This window comes from Nocardiopsis exhalans (assembly GCF_024134545.1).
Lineage (GTDB): Bacteria > Actinomycetota > Actinomycetes > Streptosporangiales > Streptosporangiaceae > Nocardiopsis > Nocardiopsis exhalans.
Window position 1 is genome coordinate 3,306,332 of record NZ_CP099837.1, and the last position, 21,117, is coordinate 3,327,448.

A 21,117-nucleotide genomic window follows, 5' to 3' on the forward strand; every position below is an offset into this window, starting at 1 on the left:
GAATTGAAACGTGTCAATGCCTGAGAGTCCGCCGGGGTGGCCTCCGGCCCGGCTGCGTCGGCGTTCCGGCGAAGGTCGCGACGTCGTTACCAGGGCGATACCTGCCTATTTTCCCGTGATCCCCTTGACGGTGGAATGTGCTGCACTTAACATCCCCATCATATTAAAACGTTTTTGAGTCTGGTGGTCCGCCACCCGACCCGCACCGAAGAAGGAGGGCGCACGTGGACCCGACAGAGGTCCCTCCACCCCTCGCCCTGGTCGACGTCACCAAGTCCTTCGGGAGCGTCAGGGCCCTGCGGGGGCTGTCCCTGGAGCTGCGCTCCGGAGAGATCCACGCCCTGGTCGGCGAGAACGGGGCGGGCAAGTCCACCCTGGTCAAGACCATAGCGGGAGTGCACCGCCCCGACAGCGGACAGGTGCTCGTGGACGCAGAGCCCACCGCCTTCTCCGCGCCCGCCGACGCCCAGAACGCCGGCATCGCGGTCATCTACCAGGAGCCGACCCTCTTCCCCGACCTCTCCGTGGCCGAGAACATCTTCGTCGGCCGCCAGCCCCGCACCCGGCTGCGCACCATCGACCGTCGGCGGATGCGCCATGAGACCGCGGAGGTCTTCACCCGGCTCGGCGTCCAGATGGATCCCGACCGCCCCGCACGCGGACTGTCCATCGCCGACCAGCAGCTGGTGGAGATCGCCAAGGCCCTCACCCGTCAGGCCAGGGTCCTGGTCATGGACGAGCCGACCGCGGCCCTGTCCGGTGTGGAGGCCGAGCGCCTGTTCACCGTGGCGCGGACCCTGCGCGAGAGCGGTGCGGCACTGCTGTTCATCTCGCACCGCTTCGACGAGGTCTTCTCCCTGTGCGACCGCATCACGGTCGTGCGCGACGGCGCCTTCGTCTCCTGCGACCCCGTCGCCGAGCTGGACGTGGACACCGTCGTACGCCGCATGGTCGGACGCGAGGTGAGCAGCCTCTACCCCAAGGAGGAGGCCGAGCACGGGGAGACCGCCCTGGAGGTCGAGGGCCTGACCCGCGACGGCGTCTTCGCCGACGTGTCCTTCAGCGTGCGGGCCGGGGAGATCGTCGCCCTGGCCGGGCTCGTGGGCGCCGGGCGCAGCGAGGTCATCCGCGCCGTGTTCGGCGTGGACCGCTACGACGCCGGGTCCGTCCGCGTACGGGGCCGGGACCTGGCCGGCGGCAGGCCCAGGGCCGCCATGGCCGCGGGCATCGCCCTGGTCCCCGAGGACCGGCGCCAACAGGGACTGGTCATGGAGTCCTCCATCGAACGCAACGCCACCGCCACCCGCCGCCGGGCGCTCAGCCGCCTCGGACTGCTGCGCTCCGGCACCGAACGCGCCTTCGCCGAGCACTGGGGCGAACGGCTCAACCTCAAGTTCGGCCGACTCGACGACCCGGTGTCCACGCTCTCCGGCGGCAACCAGCAGAAGGTCGTGCTGGCCAAGTGGCTGTCCACCGAGCCCCGGGTGCTCTTCGTCGACGAGCCCACGCGCGGAATCGACGTGGGCACCAAGGCCGAGGTGCACCGCCTGCTCTCCACCCTGGCCGGCCGGGGCCTGGCCATCGTCATGGTCTCCAGCGAACTGCCCGAGGTCCTGGGCATGGCCGACCGGGTCCTGGTCATGCACGAGGGCCGCATCACCGCCGAACTCGACCGCGCCGAGGCCGACGAGGAGTCGGTCATGTACGCGGCCACCGGACAGCGACCGAGCGAGGCCGCATGACGAACGCCACCGGCAACGCCCCCCAGACCTCCACCGCGGGCGCGCCCGCCCAGCCCAGCGGGCGCCCCGCCCGCCGCCAGCGCCAGTTCCGCGAACTCGGCGTGCTCCTGGCCGTGGTCGCGCTCATCACCGCCACCTGGCTGCACAACCCCGGATTCCTGTCCAGCCAGGGGGTGCGCGACCTGTTCCTCGGCGCGACCGTCCTGGCCGTCCTGGCCGTCGGCCAGGCCCTGGTGCTCATCACCAAGAACGTCGACCTGTCGGTCGGTTCGGTCATGGGCCTGTCCGCCTTCGGCACGGGACTGCTCTTCGTGACCTTCCCCGGCCTGCCCGTCCCCGCGGCCGTACTCGCCGGGGTCGGCATCGGCCTGGTGTGCGGCCTGGTCAACGGCCTGCTCGTGACCACCGTCCAGGTACCCGCCCTGGTGGTCACCCTGGGCACCCTCTACGCCTACCGCGGCCTCAACCACTGGTGGGCCGACGGCGGCCAGGTCAACGCGCACGACATGCCCGCCGCCTTCCTCCTGCTGGGGCGGGTCAGCGTCCTGGGCGTGCCGCTGCCGGCGGCGGTCGCCATCGCCGTGGTCGCCGCGGTCGGCTTCTACCTGGCCCGCTACCGCTCGGGCCGGGAACTGTACGCCATCGGCTCCAACGCCGACGCCGCCCGGCTGTCGGGCATCCCGGCCACCCGCCGCGTCATGCTCGCCTTCGCGGCCAACGGGGCCCTGGCCGGGCTCGCCGGAGTGCTGTTCGCCGCCCGCTACGGCACCGTGGACTCCACCGTCGGCACCGGCATGGAACTCCAGGTCGTGGCGGCCGCGGTGGTGGGCGGCGTGGCCATCGCGGGCGGAGTGGGCACCGTCTACGGCGCCGCCCTGGGCGCGGTCCTGCTCACGACCATCACCGCCGCACTGCCCATCTGGCGCATCGACCAGTTCTGGCACCAGGCCGTGGTGGGCGCGCTCATCCTGGCCGCCATCGGCCTGGACCGGCTGCTGGCGCTGCGTACCGCGCGCAAACTTCGAGGAGGAGGTGCCCGTGGCGCCTGAACGCACCGTCACCGCGACCGCACCGGACCGGGTGGGCGACCCGGAACCGGGACCGAACAGGCGCTCCGGGGCCGTCCGCCTGCGCTCCCTGCTGTCCGGACGCGAGACCCCCGTCGTCTCCGCGCTCCTGGTGGCCCTCCTGGGCGCCGTGCTGTTCGTGGACATGTTCGCCACCGCGCGCAACGTCGACTTCCTGCTGCTCAGCGTGGCGGCGATCGCCCTGATGGCGCTGCCGATGACGCTCATCGTCATCACCGGTGAGATCGACCTGTCGGTGGCCAGCACCCTGGCCCTGAGCAGCGCGACCCTGGGCGTGCTGTGGGAGTCGGGGGTCCCCATCGAGACCGCGCTGTGGATCTGCCTGGGTGTGGGCGCGCTCCTGGGCGCCTTCAACGGCTTCCTGGTCACCGTGTGCGGGCTGCCCTCCCTGGCCGTCACCATCGGCACCATGGCCCTGTACCGGGGCCTGGCCTACGTGCTGCTGGGCGACCGGGCCGTGGCCAGCTACCCCAGCGCCTGGGTGGGCGGTGCCCGCGAGCACTTCCTGGGCCTGCCCGGTCTGCCGTGGATCGCGGTGGCCGTCCTGGTCCTGGCCGTGCTGTTCGGGGTACTGCTGCACGCCACCGCCGTCGGCCGGTCGCTGTTCGACATCGGCAACAACGACGAGGCCGCGCGGTTCACCGGGGTGTCGGTGCGCTGGACCAAGTTCTGGCTCTTCACCCTCAGCGGCACCGTGGCCTCCGCCGCCGGAGTCTTCTGGACCCTGCAGTACGGCACCTCGCGCGCCGACACCGCCTTCGGCCTGGAGCTGCAGGTGGTGGCCGCCGTCCTGCTGGGCGGGGTCTCCATCTTCGGCGGCGTCGGATCGGTCCTCGGGGTGATGAGCGGAGTCCTGCTGCTCGGGGTCATCCGCAACGCGCTCCAGCTGTTCGGTATCGGCAGCGAGGTGCTCCAGGTCGTCACCGGTCTCATCCTCATCGCCTCCGTCGTCACCCCCAACCTCGTGGCCCGGCTCAGAGCCGCCCGCGCTCCACGCCCGTCCCCTCCGCCCGCCCCCGTGTCCGCCTCCACCAAGGGAGAAGAGTCATGACCCAGCCCCGCCCGCGCCACCTGTTCCTGGCCGCATCGGCCTTCGCCGTGCTGATGACCGCCGCCTGCGGCGGCACCACCATCGACAGCGCCGAGGAGGAGAACGACTCCCGTCCCACCGGGACCGCCGACCCCGGCGCCGAGATCCCCGAGGGCCTGCAGATCGACTTCCTGCCCAAGCAGCTCAACAACCCCTTCTTCGACATCGTCAACGAGGGCGGCACCGAGGCGGTGGAGGAGGTCGCCGGCACCGCCACCGAGCGCGGGGGCACCGAGGCCACCGCGGACTCCCAGGTGGAGTACATCAACGCCGCCAGCCAGGCGGGCAGCGACGTCATCGTCATCGCCGCCAACGACCCCGACGCGGTGTGCCCCGCGCTCAACGAGGCCCGGGACAACGGCGCGGCCATCGTGGGCTACGACTCCGACGCCAACTGCACCGACGTGTTCGTCAACCAGTCCACGACCGAGCTCATCGGCCGCACGCTGGTGGAGATGATCTCCGAGCAGCTCGGCGGCGAGGGCACCTTCGCGGTGCTGTCGGCCACCCCCAACGCCACCAACCAGAACGCCTGGATCGCGGCGATGGAGGAGGTGCTTCAGGAGGAGGAGTACGCCGACCTGGAGCTGGTGGACACCGTCTACGGCAACGACGACGACCTGCAGTCCTTCCAGGAGATGCAGGGCCTGATGCAGTCGCACCCCGACCTGGGCGGCGTGGTCTCGCCGACCACGGTGGGCCTGGCGGCGGCGGCCCGCTACGTGAGCGACTCCGAGTACAAGGGCGAGGTGGCCGTCACCGGCCTGGGCACGCCCAACCAGATGCGCGAGTTCGTCAACGACGGCACCGTCGAGGAGTTCGCCCTGTGGAACCCGCTCGACCTGGGCTACCTGGCCGGGTACACCGGCGCCGCGCTCAAGGCCGGGCAGATCACCGGGGCCGAGGGCGAGACCTTCACCGCCGGACGCCTGGGCGAGTACACCTTCGAGACCGACCGCGAGATCGTGCTCGGCCCGCCGCAGGTCTTCGACGCCGACAACATCGACGACTTCGACTTCTGACCGGAGGCCACGCATGCGACGCGTCTGCTTCGTACTCAAGGTGCGCCAGGACCGGCTGGAGGAGTACCGACAGCGCCACGCCGAGGTCTGGCCCGAGATGCGCCGAGCGCTGTCGCAGAGCGGGTGGCACAACTACTCGCTGTTCTGCGACGAGCGCGGCACGGTGGTCGGCTACCTGGAGACCGAGGACTTCGAGGCCGCCCGTGCGGCCATGGCCGCAACCGGGGTCAACGCCCGCTGGCAGGCCGAGATGGCGCCCTTCTTCGAGGGCCTGGACGGTCGCCCCGACGAGGGGATGGTTCCGCTGACGGAGATCTTCCACCTGCCCTAGGAACACCGCGTCCTCACCGCGACAGCCGGTGCCCCGGAGCTGCGGCCGCCCTGCCACGGGCGGCCCGGCCGGGGCGGGGCCTGGCCCTACGGAGGTCCCGCCGCAACAGAGGGCCCCGGCCGGTCGGGTCGCCGCTCGCCCCGTACCACTCCTGGGCCGAGCGCGGCCCCGCCGCCATGCGGGTGTGGCTGCCGGTCGCCTTGCCGGGTGAGCGGAACGGCGCGCTCGTGAACGGTGCCGGGACCGCAACGGTCGAACCCGGCTGACACAGCACGGACGCACGGGTCGGCCCCGTCCGCAGGACACGGGGTCCGGCGGACGGGGCCGTGCTTGTCAGCGGGCCCGGGTCATTCGGTTCGGCGCACGATGAGGCGCTGGAACATGATGAAGGCCAACAGCAGCACCCCGATGACGATCCGGGTCCACCAGGAGCTGAGGGAACCCTCGAAGGAGATCAGCGTCTGCACGGTGCCGAGCACCAGCACGCCCAGGACCGAACCGGCCACGTAGCCGACCCCGCCGCTCAGCAGGGTCCCGCCGATCACCACCGCGGCGATCACGTCCAGTTCCATACCGACCCCGTGCAGGCCGTACCCGGAGAGCATGTACAGGCTGAACAGCAGCCCGCCCAGGGCCGAGCAGAACCCGCTCACCGCGTACACGCCCACCCGGACCCGGTCGGTGGGCAGACCCATCAGACGGGCCGAGGACGCGCTGCCGCCCACCGCGTACACGGTGCGGCCGAACCGGGTCAGGTGCAGGACGTACACGGCGGCCAGCACCACGGCCAGGGCGATCAGGACGCTGTAGGTCAGGGTCACCCCGTCCGTGAGGGTGATGGTTCCGGTGGCCATCGTCCGGAAGAGGGGATCGGTGATGGAGATCGACTCCACGCTGATCAGCAGGCACAGCCCCCGGGCCAGGAACATCCCGGCCAGGGTGACGATGAAGGGCTGTACGTCGAAGACGTGGATCACCAGACCCATGAGCAGGCCCAGCGTGGTGCCGGTGACCAGGACGGCCAGCACCGACATCAGCGGCGGCCATCCCGCATGCAGCGTGGCGGCGGCGATCATCGTGGACAGCGCCGCCACCGCGCCCACCGACAGGTCGATGCCGCCGGTCAGGATCACGAAGGTCATCCCCACCGCGAGCACGATGAGGAACGCGTTGTCCACGAACAGGTTGGTGAAGATCTGCGCGGAGGCGAACCCGTCGTAGCGCACCGCCCCGGTGCCGAAGGTCAACACGAACACCGCGAACGTGGCGATGACCGGCAGGAAGCGCTGGGGCAGACGTTCGACGCGGTTCCGCGCCCGGGTCACGTCCAGGACTCTCATGCCGCGGTCACCTCCTTGGAACGGGACGGGGCGGAGCCGGCGGGCCGACTGGGACCGAACAGCCGGGCGGAGCGGGGGGACTGCAGCAGGCACACGGCGATCACCACGAGCGCCTTGAACACCAGGATCGTGTTGGGCGCGATCCCGACGTTGTACACGGTGGTGGTCAGGGTCTGGATCACCAGGGCGCCCACCAGTGTGCCGGTGAGTGAATAGCGTCCGCCGGCCAGCGACGTACCGCCGATGACCACGGCCAGGATCGCGTCCATCTCGATCCACAGACCCGCGTTGTTGGCGTCGGCGGCGCTGACGTTGGAGCTGATCATCAGCCCGGCCACCCCGGCGCACAGCCCGGCGAACACGTACACGGTCCACACGATGGTGCGTGAGCGCACCCCGGCGAGCCGGCCGGCCCGCGGGTTGGCCCCCACGGCCTCCACCAGCATCCCCAGGGCGGTACCGCGGGTCAGGGCGCCCACCAGCAGCAGCACGCCCAGGCTGATCAGGATCGCGATCGGCAGGACCAGGAAACCCGCTCCGATCTGCCGGTAGAGCGGATCGTTGATCGTGATGATCTGACCCTCGGTGATCAGCATGGCGCCGCCGCGACCTGCGGTCATCAGCACCAGGGTCGCGATGATCGGCTGGATACCCAGGACCGAGACGAGGAACCCGTTCCACAGGCCCAGGAGAACGCACACGGCCAGTGCCAGGGTCATGGCGGTGAACGCGTGCCCGCCACCGGCGATCCAGGTACAGGCGAAGGCCCCGGAGATCGCGGCGACCGCGCCCACCGACAGGTCGATACCGCGGGTGGCGATCACCAGGGTCATGCCCACCGCGATGAGCAGGGTGGGTGCGCCGTTGCGCAGGATGTCGACGACCCCGCCGTACAGGCGCCCGTCCTGCAGGCGCAGTTCCAGGAACGCCGGGTTGACCACGGCGTTGAGCCCGATCAGCAGCACCAGGGCGGCGACCGGCCAGAAGAGGTGGTGTCGGATCACGGGGACACCGCCGTCGGCTCGTGCCCGGCGATGGCCGCCATCACCTCGTCGACGGTGACCCCGTCACCGTCGAGTTCGGTCACCTTGCGGCGGTCGCGCAGCACCACCACGCGGTCGCAGACCCGGACCACCTCCTCCAGCTCCGCGGAGACGAACAGCACCGCCATACCGTCGGCGGCCAGGTCGGTCACGACCTTCTGGATCTGTGCCTTGGCGCCGACGTCGATACCGCGTGTGGGCTCGTCCAGGATGAGCAACCGGGGCCGGGTGACCAGCCAGCGCGCCAGCAGGACCTTCTGCTGGTTCCCGCCGGACAGGTTCCCCATGACGGCGTTCGGGTCGGCCGGACGGATGTCGAGCCGTTCGATGTACTCCTCCACCAGCGCGTCGGCGGTGCGCCGGGGCACCGGGCGCATCCACCCCCGGGCGGCCTGCAGGGCCAGGACCAGGTTGTCGCGCACGGTCAGGTCGGCGATGACCCCCTCCGCCTTGCGGTCCTCCGAGCACAGGGCCACCCCGCGCGCGATCATCGAGCGCGGGCCGCGGGGGCGGACCCGGCGGCCGTCGATGCTGAGCGTCCCGCTGTCCGCGCGGTCGGCGCCGAACAGCAGCCGCGCCGTCTCGGTGCGCCCCGAACCGAGCAGCCCGGCCAGCCCCACCACCTCACCGGCGTGGATCTCCAGGTCGAAGGGGGCGATGGCGCCCGTGCGGCCCAGCTCGCGGGCGGTGAGCACGGGCGCGGTGCCGGGGGAGCGCTCCTCGGAGCGGCGTTCCACCTCCTCCAGAGTGCCCAGTTCCCGGCCGAGCATCGCCGAGACCAGTTCGAGGCGGTCGGTCTCCTGCGGAAGGTACTCGCCGACCAGGACACCGTTGCGCAGGACGGTCATCCGGTCGGCGATCTCGTACACCTGGTCCAGGAAGTGGGAGACGAACAGGATCGCCACCCCGTCGTCACGCAGCACGCGCACGATCCGGAAGAGTTCGGCGACCTCGTCCGCGTCCAGGCTGGAGGTGGGCTCGTCCAGGACCAGTACCCGGGCGTCCACGGCCAGTGCCCGGGCGATGGCCACCAGCTGCTGGACGGCGATGGGGTGGGACCCCAGCACGGATCCGGGGTCCACGGACAACCCGATGCGCTCCAGCAACCGGGCGGCCCGGACCTTCATGGCCCGGGGGTCGATCGCCCCCCACCGCCGCGGTTCGCGGCCCAGCAGGATGTTCTCGGCGACCGAGAGGTTGGGGCAGAGGTTGACCTCCTGGTAGACGGTGCTGATCCCGGCCTCCTGGGCCTGGACCGGAGCGGTGAACTCCACGGGCTCGCCGTGCAGGCGGATCCGGCCCGAGGTGGGTGGGTGCACCCCGGTGAGGGCCTTGATGAGGGTGGACTTACCGGCCCCGTTCTCGCCCATCAGGGCGTGGACCTGACCGGGGTACAGCCGGAGGTCGACCCCGGCCAGGGCCCGTACTCCGGGGAACTCGACGGTGATGCCGCGCATGTCGACCACGGGGTCGGCCGAAGGCGTCGGTTTCTCTGACATGGCCAGCGCTTTCGTGGTGGGGAGGGCCCCGGCGCGGCGGGTGCGGGTCAGGGGCGCGCCGGGGCTCCGGGGAGGGGGAGTCCTAGTACTGGCGGTCCGGGAGGGCCGCCTGGGCCTCCTCCTGGGTGAAGGTGGTCTCCTCCACCTCGATCCGCTTGGGGACCTCCTCACCGGCCACGACCTGTTCCACGAGTTCCATCAGCTGCTCGCCCAGCAGCGGATTGCACTCGACGATGAAGTTGATGTCGCCCTCGGCCAGGGCCTCCATTCCGGCCCGGACGGCGTCCACCGTGATGATCCGGATGTCCTCGCCGGGCTCCAGACCGGCGGCGCGGATCGCCTCGATGGCGCCGAGCCCCATGTCGTCGTTGTGCGCGTAGACGACGTCGATGTCGTCGTGGGAGCGCAGGAAGGCCTCCATGACCTCCTTGCCGCCCGAACGGGTGAAGTCACCGGTCTGGGTGGCGACGACCTCGATGTCGGAGTGGCCGGCGATGGCCTCCTCGAACCCCTCCTTGCGGTCGATGGCGGGCGCGGCGCCGGTGGTGCCCTGGAGCTCCACCACGTTGGTCGGGCCCTCGGCGTTGTCGACCAGCCACTCGCCCGCCTTGCGGCCCTCCTCGACGAAGTCGGAGCCGAGGAAGGTCTCGTAGAGGGTGTCGTCGTCGGAGTCGACGGCCCGGTCGGTGAGGATGACCGGGATGTCGGCGCGCTGGGCCTCCAGCAGGACGGCGTCCCAACCGGTCTCCACGACCGGGCTGAACGCGATGACGTCGACGTTCTGCTGGATGAAGGAGCGGATGGCCCGGATCTGGTTCTCCTGTTTCTGCTGTGCGTCGGAGAACTGGAGGTCGATCCCGGCGTCCTCGGCCGCCTGCTGGATCGACTCGGTGTTGGCGGTGCGCCATCCGCTTTCGGCACCGACCTGGGAGAAGCCCAGGGTGATGGTCCCGTCGTCGGAGGGGGACGAGCCGCCCGTCCCGCAGGCAGTGACCGCCAGCAGGGCGAGTGCCGCCGTGGACGCGGTGATGCACTTCTTCATCGGGGGCCTCCAAGTCAGTGTGACCCGAGGGGTGGGGGTGATCCGGGTCACTTTGCCAATATAGTGAGCGCTAACATTTGGCGCGTCAAGCCCGTTAACCGGATATTTCAGGGTTCTTGTCGACCATCGGGGGGTGCAGTATGTTAACGCCAACTATGTTTCCGAAAGAGTCGCTCGGTGTCTGCGTGCGGGCCCCTGGGGTGGTGTCGGGGCGAGCCGCGCGGGAGCCTGTGCCCAGGCGAAACCGCCAGATGTCCGACGAACCGATCACATAGCCTGGTAGCGCTCACAAAGGCGGTGAGCGGTAACCCCGGCAGCCAAGGAGTCATGGGTGGAGCACACTTCCCCGTCCGTCCGAGTGAACCGCGAACCGGCGATGACGGACGTAGCCCGGCTCGCGGGTGTCTCCCACCAGACGGTCTCCCGGGTGCTGAGCGGACACCCCAACGTCCGCGAGCGGACCCGCCTGCGGGTACGCGCGGCCATCGAGCAACTGGGGTACCGGCCCAACCGGGCGGCCCGCACCCTGGCCACCGGTAAATCCCAGCTCCTCGGTGTGGTGGCGCAGAACTCCACTCTGTTCGGCCCCTCCTCGCTGCTGGCCGCCTTCGAACAGGCCGCCGCGGCCCGGGGTTTCGTGGTCAGCGTGCGCCGGGTCGAGGTGCTCGACCCCGTCGCCATCGCCGCGGCCGTGGAACACCACCGCGAACAGCGCGCCGCCGGGATCGTGGTGATAGCGCCGACCGCCGCCGCCGACGAGGCCCTGTCCCAGCTGCCCACCGACATGCCCCTGGTGACGATCGACGGCGACCCCACACGCCAGCACGGTCTGGTGACGGTGGACCAGGAGGCCGGAGCCTACGAAGCCACCCGATACCTCCTGGAAGCGGGGCATGAGACCGTCTGGCACGTGGCGGGCCCCGCCGACTGGTTCGACGCCGCAGGGCGGCTGCGGGGCTGGAAGCTGGCCCTGGAGGACCGTGACGCGGAGGTCCCGCCGGTCAGCCCGGCGGACTGGAGCGCCGCCTCGGGCTACCGCGCGGGCCTGATGCTCGCCCGGATGCCGGAGGTGACGGCCGTCTTCGCCGCCAACGACCACCTGGCGCTGGGGATCCTGCGGGCGATGCACGAACGCGGCCGCTCGGTCCCCGGTGACGTGAGTGTGGTGGGCTTCGACGACGTGCCCGAGGCCGCGTACTTCATCCCTCCGCTGACCACCGTGCGGCCCGACTTCGACAAGGTGGCCGCCCAGACGCTGAGCGTGCTGCTGGCCCGTATCTCCGGAGAAGAGGAGGAGAACGGCTGCTCCACCCGGCGGGTGATCACTCCGACCCTGGTCGAACGCGACAGTGTGGCCCCGCCACCCGAGTGAGTCACGGGTGGGCCCCGCCCTGGAGCGGGCCCTCGAACCGCCTCCGGCACCGGGCGCCGCCGGAGCCGCGAAGGCCCACGACCCCGTGTGCGGCGGCCGTGTGACTACACTGTGCGCCGTCGGACACAACGGCGGCGATGCCCGCCACGGATACGGGGGCGTGCGGATGTCCGAGGGCGTGGAGGCCGAGGCGGGACCACGCGGGCGCGGCAACCGGGTCTCCATGGCGGATGTGGCCAGGCGCGCCGGGGTTTCCTCGCAGACCGTCTCCCGGGTCTCCAACGGCAGCCCCAGTGTGGTGCCCCAGACGCGGGAACGCGTCCTGGCGGCCATGCGCGAGCTCGGCTACCGGCCCAACAGCGCCGCCCGCGCCCTCAAACGCGGCGAGTTCCGCACGCTCGGGGTCATCGTCTTCACCCTGTCCACCACCGGCAACGTCCGCACCCTGGAGGCGATCGCCACCTCGGCCGCCCAGGAGGGGTACGCGATCACTCTCATCCCGGTGGCCGTGCCCACCCAGGACGAGGTGCTGGGTGCCTTCACCCGGCTGGGTGAGCTGGCCGTGGACGCGGTGATCGTGATCATGGAGGTCCATCTGCTGGACGCCGTCGACTTCCGGCTGCCGCCCGGGCTGCAGGTGGTCGTCGCCGACTCCGAGGTGGACGACCGGTACGGCGTGGTCGACACCGACCAGATCAGCGGGTCCCGGGACGCCGTCGAGCACCTGCTCGGCCTCGGCCACCGCACGGTGCACCACCTGGCCGGTCCGGCGGAGTCCTTCTTCGCCGAACGCCGCGCCCGGTCCTGGCGCCAGACCCTCCAGGACCGGGGGTGCCCTGTTCCAGCGCTGGTCAACGGCGACTGGTCGGCCCAGAGCGGTTACCGGGCGGGGCGGGCGCTGGCCGCTGACCCCGAGTGCACGGCGGTGTTCGCGGCCAACGACCAGATGGCGCTGGGGCTGCTGCGCGCCCTGCACGAGCGCGGCCGCTCGGTGCCCGGGGACGTGAGCGTGGTGGGTTTCGACGACATCGCGGAGGCGGGCTCGTTCCTGCCGCCGCTGACCACCATCCGTCAGGACTTCGCCGAGGTCGGCCGCCGACTCGTCGCCAAGGCGCTGCGGCGGCTGCGCGGCGAGGCCGAGGACCCCGGGGCCACCCTCGTTCCCACGGAACTGGTGGTGCGCGCCAGCACGGCGCCGCCCCGGGGGTGAGCACCGCGGGTTCTGCGGGACGGGCCCCGCGACCGCGAACTCGTCCCGTTCACCCCCTTGACCGTTCGGCAACACGGGTGCAACACTCCCGGCATCGCAATGTTTGCGTAAACATCACTTGGTGTCCGCCCCCTCGCCCCTGGTCCCAGGGGCGTCACCACGGTCGACACGGACTGCTCCACGAGGGATCCGATGACGTCAACGACCACCGCCGAACGCCCCCCGCACCGGCCGCCCAAGCCCGGCCGCCCCCGGCACCGCTGGACCGGATGGGGTTTCCTCGCCCCCTTCATGGCCGTCTTCGCGCTGGTCTTCGTGGCGCCGATCCTCTACTCGCTCTACCTCAGCGTGTACCGCGACCAGCTGGTCGGCGGAAACTCCTTCGTGGGCCTGGCCAACTACCACAGCGCCCTCACCGACCCGGTGTTCTGGGAGTCGGTGTCCCGGGTGACGCTCTTCCTCGCCGTCCAGGTGCCCCTCATGCTGTTCCTGGCCCTGCTGCTGGCGCTGGCCCTGGACAGCGGCCGCCTCTACGGGCGCGACTTCTTCCGCATCTCGATCTTCATGCCCTACGCGGTACCCGCGGTCGTGGCCACCCTCATGTGGGGCTTCATGTACGGCAGCCGGTTCGGACTGGTCGGCAACGCCAACGACCTCCTGGGCGTGACCCTGCCCGACCCGCTCTCGCCGGGGCTGATCCTCGCCTCCATCGGCAACATCGTCACCTGGCAGTTCGTCGGCTACAACATGCTCATCCTCTACTCGGCGCTGCGCACGGTCCCGCACAACCTGTACGAGGCGGCCGAGGTCGACGGCGCGGGCCAGCTGCGGGTGATCACCGCCATCAAGCTCCCCGCCCTGCGCGGGGCCCTGGTGATCGCCGCGATCTTCTCGGTCATCGGCAGCTTCCAGCTGTTCAACGAACCCAGCATCCTGCGCAGCCTGGCCCCCAACGCCATCTCCAGCGGGTACACGCCCAACCTCTACACCTACTCCCTGGCCTTCTCCGGCCAACAACAGAACTACGCCGCGGCCGTGGCGATCATCATGGGCCTGCTGACCATGGTCATCGCCTACGCCGTGCAGCTGTTCGGCATGCGAAAGGCGGCGTGAACCATGGGCACCCCCACCCCGACCCGCACATCCCGGCCCCGCCGCCGCACCGCCCCCAGCCCGCTGCGCCCACCGCGCCCGCGGCTCCGATCGCGCCGCGGCGGAAGCCCGGCCCACCCCCGACGCAGCGCCGCCCTGACCCTGGTCACCGGACTGGCCCTGCTGTACTCCCTGGTACCCCTGGCCTGGCTGATCATCAACGCCACCAAGAGCCAGCAGTCGCTGCTCACCAGCTTCGGGCTGTGGTTCGGCTCCGACTTCGCGCTCTTCGACAACATCGCCGCCACCCTCGCCTACGACGACGGGGTGTTCGTCCGCTGGCTGCTCAACACCGTGCTCTACGTGGTGGCGGGCGCGGGCGGGGCCACCCTGCTGGCGATGCTCGGCGGCTACGCCCTGGCCAAGTTCGAGTTCCCCGGCCGCCGCGCCGTCTTCGCCCTCGTCCTGGGCGCGGCCGCGGTGCCCGGCACCGCCCTGGCCGTGCCCACCTTCCTGATGTTCAGCCAGATGGGCCTGACCAACACCCCCTGGGCGGTGATCGTCCCCTCCCTCATCTCGCCCTTCGGCCTGTACCTGATGTGGGTCTTCGCCGCCCAGGCCGTACCGAAGGAACTGCTGGAGGCGGCCCGCATCGACGGCTCCGGGGAGATCCGCACCTTCTTCACCGTGGCCCTGCCGCTGCTGGCCCCCGGCACCGCCACGGTCCTGCTCTTCACCATGGTGGCGACCTGGAACAACTACTTCCTGCCGCTGATCATGATCCGCGACCCCGACTGGTTCCCGCTCACCCTCGGCCTCAACGCCTGGAACGCCCAGGCCGCCACCATCGGCGGCGAACCCGTCTTCCACCTGGTCATCACCGGGTCGCTGCTGACCGTCATCCCGCTGATCGCCGCGTTCCTGCTGCTCCAGCGCTACTGGAGGTCGGGCCTGACCGCCGGAAGCCTCAAGGGCTGAACCGTTCCCGGGCGACGGAACCGTTCGAGAGCCTCAAGGGCTGAACCGTTCCCGGGCGACGGAACCGTTCGAGCCCGGACCACCACCACGACCGAGGAGACCCCCCATGAAAAGCCAACCGGACACCCGCCGAACCCCCGCGGTCCGGCTCCCCCGGGGCGCCGCCGCGGTCGGCGCCCTGTGCCTGGCGCTGAGCGCCTGCGGCTCCGGTGACGACACCGCTCCCGACATCGCAGCCGAGGACGTCGCCGCAGCCCTGGCCGAAGGCGGTGAGATCACCGTCTGGGCCTGGGAGCCCACCCTGGACCGGGTCGCCGAGGAGTTCGAGGCGGAGCATCCCGGCGTCACCGTGAACGTGGAGAACGTCGGCACCGGCGACGAGCAGTACACCGCCCTGCAGAACGCCCTGTCCGCCGGATCGGGGCTGCCGGACGTGGCCCACATCGAGTACTTCGCGCTGGGCCAGTTCACCATCGCCGGGAACCTGGTCGACCTGGCCCCGCTGGGCGCGGCCGAACTGGAGGGCGACTACACCCCCGGTCCGTGGGGCGCGGTCCAGGGCGAGGAGGGCGCTATCCACGGCCTGCCCATGGACTCCGGCCCCATCGCCCTGTTCTACAACCAGGACGTGTTCGACGAACACGGCGTGCGGGTACCCGCCACCTGGGACGAGTACGTCGAGGTCGCCCGGGAGCTGCAGGAGGCCGACCCCGACGTCTACGTCGCCGCCGACAACGGCGACGCGGGCGCCACCACCACCTTCGTCTGGCAGGCGGGCGGACAGCCCTACCGGGTCGAGGGGGAGGACGTCACGATCGACTTCACCGACGAGGGCACCGCCCGCTTCACCGACACCTGGCAGCAGCTCATCGACGAGGACCTGCTCCTGCCGGTCACCGCCTGGAGCGACGAGTGGTACCAGGCGCTGGGCGACGGCAGCGTCGCCACCCTGGTCACCGGCGCCTGGATGGGCCTCAACCTGGAAGCCGGGGTCCCCGACGGCGCCGGGTCCTGGCGGGTCGCCCCGCCGCCCGCCTGGGACGAGGGCGACGCCTCCAGCGCCGAGAGCGGCGGCAGCGCGCTCGCCGTGCCCGTGGGCGCCGAGAACCAGGCGCTCGCCTACGCGTTCATCGAGTACGCCAACGCCGGTGACGGCGTTCAGCACCGGCTCGACCAGGGCGCCTTCCCCGCCACCGTCGCCGACCTCGAATCGCCCGAGTTCCTGTCCGCCGAGTCCGCGTACTTCGGCGGCCAGACGGTCAACGAGGTCTACGCAGACTCCGCCGCCAACGTGCGCGAGGGCTGGCACTACCTGCCCTACCAGGCGCACGCCAACTCGCTGTTCAACGACACCGTCGGCCAGGCCTACGTCTCCGACACCACCCTCGCCGAAGGGCTGACCGCCTGGCAGGACGCCTCGGTCCGCTACGGCCAGGACCAGGGCTTCACCGTCACCACCGGCGACTGACACCGACCCACCCCACACCGACACCCGACCCGGGTGGGGGCGGCCCCGCGCCGCCCCCACCCGCACCCGCGTCCTCCCGAAGGGATCCACCATGACCGACGCCGCCTCCCGCGACTGGCTGCGCTGGCCGCACGACCCCGACCGCCCCCGCTTCGCCTACGGCGCCGACTACAACCCCGAACAGTGGCCGCGCGAGGTGTGGGAGGAGGACCTGCGCCTGATGCGCCGCGCCGGGGTCAACATCGTCACCCTCGGAGTGTTCTCCTGGTCGCGGCTGCAGCCCGGCCCCGACACCTGGGACTTCGGCTGGCTGGACGACATCATGGACCGGCTGCACGAGAACGGCATCGCCGTCGACCTGGCCACCGCCACCGCCTCCCCGCCCGCCTGGCTCACCACCGCCCACCCCGAGGTCCTGCCGGTCACCCGCACCGGCGATACCGTCAACCCCGGCGCCCGCCAGCACTGGCGCCCCACCTCGCCCGTGTTCCGCCGCTACGCCCTCGAACTCACCACCGCCCTGGCCGAACACTACGGCGACCACCCCGCCCTCGCCGCCTGGCACGTCAACAACGAACTGGGCTGCCACAACGTCCACGACTACTCCGACGACGCCGCGGCCGCCTTCCGCACCTGGCTGCGCGAGCGCTACACCACCATCGACGGGCTCAACCACGCCTGGGCCACCGACTTCTGGTCCCAGCGCTACACCGACTGGGACCAGGTCCTACCGCCCCGGCTGGCCGCCTCGCACGCCAACCCCACCCAGCAGCTCGACTTCGCGCGCTTCTCCTCCGACGTCCTGCGCGACCACCTGCGCGCCGAACGCGAGATCCTGCACCGCCTCACCCCCGGCATCCCGGTCACCACCAACTTCATGGTCATGGGCCACACCGCGGACATGAACTACGCCGACTGGGCCCACGAGGTCGACTTCATCGCCAACGACCACTACGTACGCCCCGATCCCAGCGGTGCCGACGAACTCTCCTTCAGCGCCAACCTCACCGGCGGCCTGGCCCGCGGCCGCCCCTGGTACCTGATGGAGCACTCCACCAGCGCCGTCAACTGGCGCAGCGTCAACCCGGCCAAGGCACCCGGCGAGATGGCCCGCGACTCCCTGCTGCACGTTGCGCACGGCGCCGACGCCGTCTGCTACTTCCAATGGCGGCAGTCGGCGGGAGGCGCGGAGAAGTACCACTCGGCGATGGTGCCGCACGCCGGAGCCGACAGCCGGGTCTACCGGGACGTGGCCGAACTGGGCCGGGTCCTGAAGGAGGACCTCGCCGAGGTCGCCGGAAGCGGACGGCTGCCCGCCCGCGCCGCCCTGCTCTTCGACTGGGAATCGCGCTGGGCGGTACGGCGCGACTCCCTGCCCAGCTCGCTGCTGGACGTGCACGACGAGGCCATGGCCTGGTACACCGCCTTCCTCGACGCCGGGGTGCGGGTGGACGTGCTGCCCACCGACGCCGACTGGGAGGGCTACGACCTGGTCGTCGCACCCCTGCTGCACGTACTGCCCGAGGCCACCGCGCGCCGCCTGACCGGCTACGCCGAGGGCGGCGGCCACCTGGTCACCACCTACTTCTCCGGCATCGTCGACGAGAACGACCACGTCCACCTGGGCGGCTACCCGGGCCCGCTGCGCGAGCTGTTGGGCCTGCGCATCGAGGAGTTCGCCCCCCTGCCCGAAGGCGCCACCGTCACCCTGGACGACGGCTCCACCGGGACCCTGTGGTCGGACCGGATCACCGTCACCGACGCCGGGACCCAGGTCTGGGCCCGCTACGCCGACGGCCCCCTGGCCGGGGGAGCGGCGCTGACCCGCAGGTCCCTGCCCGGCGGCGGCAGCGCGGCCTACGTCTCCACCCGCCTGGACGACGCACACCGCACCGCCCTGCTGAACCGGCTGCTGGACGGGGCCGGGGTCGGCAGCGAACTCCCCGAGGACCTGCGCGGCCGGGTCGAACTGACCGTGCGCGCAGGCGAGGGCGTCGAGTACCGCTTCCTGACCAACCGCACCGACGAACCCGTCAAGCTCCACCAACTGCCGGGCACCCCGTTGACCGGGGCCGCCGCGACCGGAGAGGAGGAGCGCGTCCTCGCGCCGCGCGGCATCACCGCCTGGCGCGTCCCGGCATCCGGCCCGGCGACCGTCTGACCCACCGGGTACGGTGCCTCCACCGGCCCCGGAGAGAGGAACCCCTTGGCACAAGGCACCTTCGGCCGACCCGCCCTGCCCCGGTTCGCGGTGTCCACTCTCGGAGCTCCGGGGCGGTCACTGAAGGAGGTCGTCCGTCTGGCTCACGCAGCCGGAGCCCGAGCTCTGGAACTGCGAGCCGGCGCGGGGGAGGCCGCCGACCCCGCGCTCGGCCCCGCCGAACTCGGCCGCCGCCGCGCCCTGGTCGAGGCGCACGGTATGCGCGTGCTCGCCGTCGCCTCCTACGTCCGGGTGGCGGCCGAGGGCGACGACGCCGAGGTGGTGGCCGACCTCGCCGAACACGAACCGGCCCCTCCTGCGGGCGCTGGCGGGTGGGGGTCGTTCTTGGGGCGTAGCCGGTGAGGCAGGGGCGGCTGGGGGTGTCCGGAACCGGGGGCGGAGTGCGTCCGGTGCTTCCGAAACCCCCTCATCCCCGATGATCTTGCTACCAGAAGCAAGTTCGGAGCCGAGAGTGACGCTGGTAGCAAGATCATCTTTGAAGAGGGGCCGGAATCCAGTTAGTTCGGGACGACCCGCCACCGCTGGTTGTCGCCGCCCCAGCAGGACCGGAGCTGGGCCCTGGAGGTGTCCCGGCTCACGTCCAGGCAGAGGCCGGAGGAGACACTGCGCGAGCGGCACCGCCGCAAGAGCGGGCTCCAGCGCAGCATGAACGAGGCGGGTCTCGGGCGATGACACGCCCCGGTGTCCCTTGCCCAACGCTGACGGCGCGGGAAACCGGTATTTTGCCGTCATGAGTGATCACCGTGCTGGCTTCCCCGAAGGATTCGACGCCCCGCCGGGGTTCGCAGCCGTCCCCGGGGGCGCGGACGGCTCACCGTTCGGCTTCGGGCCCTTCGATGAGCCCCCGCGTCCCTCCCGGCGCCGCCCCCGCCGCGAGGAGACGGTGACCTACCGGGTGCGGGTGGAGATAGAGGAGACCGAGCCGCCGGTGTGGCGCGAGTTGGAGCTGGACTCCGACCTGTTCCTCAACGAGGTGCACCAGATCCTCCAGGCCGCGTTCGCCTGGGAGGACTACCACCTGCACGGGTTCGCCAGCGGCGGGACCTACTACAGCAGGGAGGCCGAGCTCTACCTGTGTCCGTTCGAGTCACGGGAGGGCAGGCCCGGCGTCCCCGAGGAGCAGGTGCGCCTGGACGAGGTCCTGGCAGAGCCCGGGGACCGGCTGTTCTACCTGTACGACTTCGGTGACGACTGGGAGCACCTGCTCACTCTCCAGGACGTCGTCCCCCGCCAGGAGGACGCCTCCCGCGCGGTGTGCACGGCCGGCCACCGGTCAGCACCGCCCGAGGACTGCGGAGGCCCGTTCGGATACGAGCTGCTCAGCGCGGCCACCGACACCGGGCACCCAGAGCACGCCGAGGCGCTCGCCGAGTACCGGAGGGTCTTCGGGATGGACCCCGACCCGGACCGGGCGCCGGTCCCCTTCGACCCCGGCGCGGTCAACAGCGCCCTGGCAGCGGTGGCCGGACCGGTCCCGGACGACCTGCCCGGACCGGTCGCTGACCTGCTGGCGTCCGTGCGCGACCCGCGACTGCGGGGGCGACTGCTGACCCTGGCCTCCGAGGCGACCGCCCCGGAGGAGGAGCCGAGCACGGCCACCGTGCGCGCGGCGGTCGGCCCCTACACCTGGCTGCTCGACCACGTCGGCGACGACGGGGTGAAGCTGACCGGGGCCGGATACCTGCCCCCGGCGAGCGTGCGGGAAGCAGCAGACGCGCTGAACCTGACGGGGAGGTGGATCGGCGCGGCCAACCGGGAGGTCCAGACCCTCCCGGTGCTGAACCTGCGCGAGTCCGCGCAGAAGATGGGGTTGCTGCGCAAGTACAAGGGCCGACTGCTGCCCACCAAAGCGGGCAAGGCGGTGCGCGAGGACCCCCTGGCCCTGTGGGAGCACCTCGCCGAGCGGATGCCGCCCGCACCCAAAGCCGAGGACGAACGCCTGGGGTGCCTGGTGGCGGTGCTGGCGGCGGCGGCCGGAAGCCGTGACGTGCCCGGCGAGGTCGCCGCGGTACTGACCGGCCTGGGGTGGCGGGTCGGGGACGGGCTGCCGGTGGACTCCGGAGCTGCTTGGGACGCCATGTACGAGGCGTGGGCGGTTCTGGACACCATGGGCGGCTGGTCCAGGGGATCGTTCAGCCGGGGTGACGCGCCGACCGCCCGGGGCAGGGCGTTCGCCCGGGCGGCCCTGAGGAGTACGAACTGACCACGGGCCCGCGCCCGTCGGTGCCCAAGGGCACGGGTACGCGTGGCGGCCGCGCCGCTTCTGGGGAGCGGCGCTGCTCGTGTGGTGGCGGAAACCAGGGCCTACTCACGTACCCCGGCAACCGGCTGGCTGACGGGATACACCCTGGGCGCTCGCTGGTGGACTCCCGGGAAGGCAAAAGCCCCTGACCGTTGCGCTTTTGCGCTGGTCAGGGGCCTGATTCTCTGGGGTGAATGGCGGGACCCGAATGCTGGTGGGGGAGCGGGGCGACCTGAGGCAACGCGGGAGCCCGCAGGTAGTGGGGGGGAGGTAGGAGCTCGGTTACGTCACGTTGTCCCGAGGTCCGCCGGGAGGTGTGCACTCTCCGAGTACACAC

17 protein-coding genes are annotated in these 21,117 nt (G+C 71.4%); 13 read left to right on the forward strand and 4 right to left on the reverse strand.

The window, feature by feature from the left end:
* Nucleotides 1-224: 224 nt before the first annotated feature.
* Genes NE857_RS14610 through NE857_RS14630 form a run of 5 tightly spaced genes read left to right on the forward strand, consistent with a single transcriptional unit; the run spans nt 225 to nt 5,273 of the window.
* A complete protein-coding gene (locus NE857_RS14610; protein WP_254421482.1) occupies nt 225-1,742 on the forward strand; it encodes a sugar ABC transporter ATP-binding protein in 1,518 nt (505 codons plus the stop codon).
* A complete protein-coding gene (locus NE857_RS14615) occupies nt 1,739-2,791 on the forward strand; it encodes an ABC transporter permease (protein WP_254421483.1) in 1,053 nt (350 codons plus the stop codon). The genes NE857_RS14610 and NE857_RS14615 overlap by 4 nt, the downstream gene beginning before the upstream one ends.
* Nucleotides 2,775-3,881, forward strand: coding sequence for an ABC transporter permease (locus NE857_RS14620; protein WP_254421484.1), 1,107 nt, complete (start codon nt 2,775-2,777; stop codon nt 3,879-3,881). Before NE857_RS14615 ends, NE857_RS14620 begins: the two co-directional genes overlap by 17 nt.
* On the forward strand, nt 3,878-4,942 hold the full coding sequence (gene rhaS, locus NE857_RS14625; RefSeq protein WP_254421485.1) for a rhamnose ABC transporter substrate-binding protein: 1,065 nt from the start codon (nt 3,878-3,880) through the stop codon (nt 4,940-4,942). The genes NE857_RS14620 and rhaS overlap by 4 nt, the downstream gene beginning before the upstream one ends.
* A gap of 13 nt (nt 4,943-4,955) precedes the next feature.
* Nucleotides 4,956-5,273, forward strand: coding sequence for an L-rhamnose mutarotase (locus NE857_RS14630; protein WP_254421486.1), 318 nt, complete (start codon nt 4,956-4,958; stop codon nt 5,271-5,273).
* Nucleotides 5,274-5,620: 347 nt separating this feature from the next.
* Here the strand turns inward: NE857_RS14630 and yjfF are convergent, their stop codons facing one another.
* From yjfF to NE857_RS14650, 4 genes are all read right to left on the reverse strand, one after another.
* Nucleotides 5,621-6,613: a galactofuranose ABC transporter, permease protein YjfF gene (yjfF, locus tag NE857_RS14635; protein ID WP_254421487.1), complete on the reverse strand. Its 993-nt coding sequence runs from the start codon at nt 6,611-6,613 to the stop codon at nt 5,621-5,623.
* Entirely contained in the window at nt 6,610-7,617 is a 1,008-nt protein-coding gene (locus tag NE857_RS14640) for an ABC transporter permease (RefSeq protein ID WP_254421488.1), read from the reverse strand. Before NE857_RS14640 ends, yjfF begins: the two co-directional genes overlap by 4 nt.
* Nucleotides 7,614-9,155 (reverse strand): sugar ABC transporter ATP-binding protein, encoded by a 1,542-nt coding sequence (locus NE857_RS14645; RefSeq protein WP_254421489.1) that lies wholly within the window; start codon nt 9,153-9,155, stop codon nt 7,614-7,616. The genes NE857_RS14640 and NE857_RS14645 overlap by 4 nt, the downstream gene beginning before the upstream one ends.
* Nucleotides 9,156-9,237: 82 nt before the next feature.
* Complete coding sequence (locus tag NE857_RS14650) at nt 9,238-10,197, reverse strand: ABC transporter substrate-binding protein (protein ID WP_254421490.1); 960 nt, start codon at nt 10,195-10,197, stop codon at nt 9,238-9,240.
* A gap of 331 nt (nt 10,198-10,528) precedes the next feature.
* Here NE857_RS14650 and NE857_RS14655 point away from each other — a divergent pair, with 331 nt between their 5' ends.
* From NE857_RS14655 to NE857_RS14690, 8 genes are all read left to right on the forward strand, one after another.
* On the forward strand, nt 10,529-11,569 hold the full coding sequence (locus NE857_RS14655; protein WP_254421491.1) for a LacI family DNA-binding transcriptional regulator: 1,041 nt from the start codon (nt 10,529-10,531) through the stop codon (nt 11,567-11,569).
* Nucleotides 11,570-11,669: 100 nt separating this feature from the next.
* Complete coding sequence (locus NE857_RS14660) at nt 11,670-12,779, forward strand: LacI family DNA-binding transcriptional regulator (protein ID WP_254421492.1); 1,110 nt, start codon at nt 11,670-11,672, stop codon at nt 12,777-12,779.
* 192 nt (nt 12,780-12,971) lie between these two features.
* Nucleotides 12,972-13,892 (forward strand): carbohydrate ABC transporter permease, encoded by a 921-nt coding sequence (locus NE857_RS14665; protein ID WP_254421493.1) that lies wholly within the window; start codon nt 12,972-12,974, stop codon nt 13,890-13,892.
* A gap of 3 nt (nt 13,893-13,895) precedes the next feature.
* Nucleotides 13,896-14,849: a carbohydrate ABC transporter permease gene (locus NE857_RS14670; RefSeq protein ID WP_254421494.1), complete on the forward strand. Its 954-nt coding sequence runs from the start codon at nt 13,896-13,898 to the stop codon at nt 14,847-14,849.
* Nucleotides 14,850-14,955: 106 nt separating this feature from the next.
* The gene (locus NE857_RS14675; protein WP_254421495.1) at nt 14,956-16,317 is read left to right on the forward strand and encodes an ABC transporter substrate-binding protein; all 1,362 of its coding nucleotides are present in this window, start codon (nt 14,956-14,958) and stop codon (nt 16,315-16,317) included.
* Nucleotides 16,318-16,408: 91 nt separating this feature from the next.
* Entirely contained in the window at nt 16,409-18,478 is a 2,070-nt protein-coding gene (locus NE857_RS14680; RefSeq protein ID WP_254421496.1) for a beta-galactosidase, read from the forward strand.
* A gap of 45 nt (nt 18,479-18,523) precedes the next feature.
* Entirely contained in the window at nt 18,524-18,880 is a 357-nt protein-coding gene (locus NE857_RS14685) for a hypothetical protein (protein WP_254421497.1), read from the forward strand.
* A gap of 388 nt (nt 18,881-19,268) precedes the next feature.
* Nucleotides 19,269-20,741, forward strand: coding sequence for a plasmid pRiA4b ORF-3 family protein (locus NE857_RS14690; protein ID WP_254421498.1), 1,473 nt, complete (start codon nt 19,269-19,271; stop codon nt 20,739-20,741).
* Nucleotides 20,742-21,117: the final 376 nt, after the last annotated feature.

What these genes read in the sequence shown, in the direction of transcription:
- NE857_RS14615 (WP_254421483.1), top strand. Translation starts at nt 1,739, where the DNA reads ATGACGAACGCCACCGGCAACGCCCCCCAGACCTCCACCGCGGGCGCG.
- rhaS (WP_254421485.1), top strand. Translation starts at nt 3,878, where the DNA reads ATGACCCAGCCCCGCCCGCGCCACCTGTTCCTGGCCGCATCGGCCTTC.
- NE857_RS14630 (WP_254421486.1), top strand. Translation starts at nt 4,956, where the DNA reads ATGCGACGCGTCTGCTTCGTACTCAAGGTGCGCCAGGACCGGCTGGAG.
- yjfF (WP_254421487.1), bottom strand. Translation starts at nt 6,613, where the DNA reads ATGAGAGTCCTGGACGTGACCCGGGCGCGGAACCGCGTCGAACGTCTG.
- NE857_RS14645 (WP_254421489.1), bottom strand. Translation starts at nt 9,155, where the DNA reads ATGTCAGAGAAACCGACGCCTTCGGCCGACCCCGTGGTCGACATGCGC.
- NE857_RS14650 (WP_254421490.1), bottom strand. Translation starts at nt 10,197, where the DNA reads ATGAAGAAGTGCATCACCGCGTCCACGGCGGCACTCGCCCTGCTGGCG.
- NE857_RS14665 (WP_254421493.1), top strand. Translation starts at nt 12,972, where the DNA reads ATGACGTCAACGACCACCGCCGAACGCCCCCCGCACCGGCCGCCCAAG.
- NE857_RS14670 (WP_254421494.1), top strand. Translation starts at nt 13,896, where the DNA reads ATGGGCACCCCCACCCCGACCCGCACATCCCGGCCCCGCCGCCGCACC.
- NE857_RS14675 (WP_254421495.1), top strand. Translation starts at nt 14,956, where the DNA reads ATGAAAAGCCAACCGGACACCCGCCGAACCCCCGCGGTCCGGCTCCCC.
- NE857_RS14680 (WP_254421496.1), top strand. Translation starts at nt 16,409, where the DNA reads ATGACCGACGCCGCCTCCCGCGACTGGCTGCGCTGGCCGCACGACCCC.
- NE857_RS14690 (WP_254421498.1), top strand. Translation starts at nt 19,269, where the DNA reads ATGAGTGATCACCGTGCTGGCTTCCCCGAAGGATTCGACGCCCCGCCG.